The organism is Methylobacterium sp. WL18, from assembly GCF_008040015.1.
Lineage (GTDB): Bacteria > Pseudomonadota > Alphaproteobacteria > Rhizobiales > Beijerinckiaceae > Methylobacterium > Methylobacterium mesophilicum.
This window is the reverse complement of sequence record NZ_VRVD01000689.1, coordinates 1-2,371: the sequence shown is the minus strand read 5'-3', so window position 1 is coordinate 2,371 and position 2,371 is coordinate 1. Positions and strand designations below refer to the sequence as shown.

Here is a 2,371-nt window from a genome sequence, read left to right as displayed (position 1 = left end):
GAGCGCGCCTCGGCGGCCGCCGGCACGCTCACGGGGCGAACTGCGCGACCGCGGCGACGCGGCTCTGGTCCTTGGCGGGGATGGTGGCCGCACAGGCCTGGGCGGTCTGGCTCAGGTCGGCGCACAGGCGCGCCTGCCAGCCCTTCGGACCCGCGCCGGTCCAGCTGATCAGCGCCATCCAGGCGAGGACCAGAACGGCGGCGAAGGTGAGGTTCGACGGGGTGCAGAAAGCCCGGACCGTCGCGAGGAGGCGCGCCGCGCCGGGTCCGGACGGGGCGAACCGGTCCTCATCCAGATCCGACCAGCGACCTTCGAGCGACAGAGCCATGGCTCACTCCTGCTTGCCCCACTCTCGTAATGAACGTTCATTCTCGCGTCAATGAACGTTCGTTCTCACGGGCAGCGATGGGCGGCCCGTCCGTCGATATGGTTTCCGGATGATTGCGTCGTGCCGTCCGGCCGATGCGAGGCGCAGGCCTCGGCCCCGCGCCCGGGACCGGCCAAACGGTCTCAGAAGAATCGCGCCTCCCGGAGCCGAGGGTGCGGTCTCGGCCCGGGATCGCGTCGGCTCAGGCGTGCCCGACCGGCTTGAGGGCCCCGGTCCGGTCGTGGAAATCCGGCCCGTTGATCGTCCGGGCGACGTGCCCGGCCCGGATCAGGTAGTCGCCGAAATGCTCGCCGGGGTTCCGGCCCTTGGCGAAGTCGGCGAAGAGCGGATCCAGGGTGTCGCGGATGTCCGAGGCCGCCACGTCCTCCTTGTAGAGCTTGCTCAGGCGCGAGCCGTCGAAGGCGGCGCCGAGATAGAGGTGGTAGCGCTCGGGCCCCCGGCCGACGAGGCCGATCTCGGCGATGAACGGGCGGGCGCAGCCGTTCGGGCAGCCGGTGGAGCGGATCGTGATCTCCTCCTCGGCGAGCCCGTGCGTGGCCAGGCTCTGCTCCAGCTCGGTCATCAGGTCCGGCAGGTAGCGCTCGCTCTCGGCGAGCGCGAGGCCGCAGGTCGGCAGCGCCACGCAGGCGATGGAGTTGCGCCGGAGCGCCCCGGCACCCTTGGTGATCCCGTACTGATCGACCAGCGCCTCGATCTCGGCCCGCTTCTCCGCCGGCACGTTGGCGACGATCACGTTCTGGTTGGCGGTAAGGCGGAAATCGCCCTGATGGACCTGGGCGATCGCGCGCAGGCCGGTGAGGAATTGCGGGCCGTCCTCGTAATCCTTGATCCGGCCGGACGGGACGTAGAGCGTCAGGTGGTGGCGGCCGTCGTCGCCCTCGGTCCAGCCGAAGCGGTCGCCGTTGTTGGTGAAGGTGAAGGGCTTCGGCTCGCCGAGCGTCTTGCCGATCCGGGTCTCCACCTCGGCCCGGAACGCCGCCAGGCCGTAGCGCTCGATCGTGTACTTGAGCCGGGCGTTCTTGCGGTTCTTGCGGTTGCCCCAGTCGCGCTGGACCGTCATCACGGCCTCGGCGACCTTGATGGCGTCCTCGGGCTTCACGAAGCCCATCACGTCGGCGGTGCGCGGGAAGGTCTCGGGCTCGCCATGGGTCATGCCCATGCCGCCGCCCACGGTGACGTTCCAGCCGGTGACCTGGTTCTTCTTGTCCAGGATGGCGATGAAGCCGAGATCGTGGGCGAAGATGTCGACCTCGTTGGAGGGCGGCACCGCCACGACGATCTTGAACTTCCGCGGCAGGTAGGTGCGGCCGTAGACCGGCTCGACCTCCTCCTCCTCGCCGCCGACCACGCGCTCGCCGTCGAGCCAGATCTCCCGCCAGGCGCTGGTCTTCGGCAGCAGGCTGTCCGAGATGTCCTTGGCGAGGGTGTGGGCGGCCTTGTGGGCGCCCGCCTGAGCCGGGTTGGTCGCCGCCATGACGTTGCGGTTGACGTCGCCGCAGGCCGCGATCGTGTCGAGCAGGGCCGCGTCGATGGCCGCCATCGTGCGCTTGAGGTTCGACTTGATCACGCCGTGATACTGGAACGTCTGGCGCGTGGTCGCCCGCAGGGCGCTGCCCGCATAGGTCACCGCGATGTCGTCGAGGACCAGCCACTGCTTCGGGCTGATCACGCCGCCGGCGATGCGCAGGCGGATCATGAAGCTGTAGGCCTTGTCGAGCTTCTTCTTGGTCCGCTCCGGGCGCAGGTCGCGGTCGTCCTGCATGTACATCCCGTGGAACTTCACGAGCTGCCCGTCATCCTCGGAGATCGCCCCGGTGGCGTGCTTCAGCAGGCCGTCGGCGAGGCCGCCGCGGAGGTAGCCGCTGGCGATCTTGATGTGCTCGTTGGCGGCGAGCTGGGCCGCGCGGGCCGCCTCGGCATCGGTGATCGGCCGGTCCTTGGGCGGGGTCTCGTAGACGCGGGCGGCCGGGGTCTGCGCCAGGG

General features: G+C 69.9%; 2 protein-coding genes. Both read right to left on the bottom strand.

Going from position 1 to position 2,371, the window contains the following annotated elements; genetic code table 11:
- Nucleotides 1-28: 28 nt before the first annotated feature.
- Nucleotides 29-328, bottom strand: a complete 300-nt coding sequence (locus FV228_RS27035; protein WP_147857336.1) for a hypothetical protein — start codon at nucleotides 326-328, stop codon at nucleotides 29-31.
- Nucleotides 329-569: 241 nt separating this feature from the next.
- Nucleotides 570-2,369, bottom strand: coding sequence for an NADPH-dependent assimilatory sulfite reductase hemoprotein subunit (locus tag FV228_RS27030; RefSeq protein ID WP_147857335.1), 1,800 nt, complete (start codon nucleotides 2,367-2,369; stop codon nucleotides 570-572).
- Nucleotides 2,370-2,371: the final 2 nt, after the last annotated feature.

Excerpts from the sequence above, each read along its gene's own strand:
- FV228_RS27035 (WP_147857336.1), bottom strand. The coding sequence starts at position 328 with ATGGCTCTGTCGCTCGAAGGTCGCTGGTCGGATCTGGATGAGGACCGG.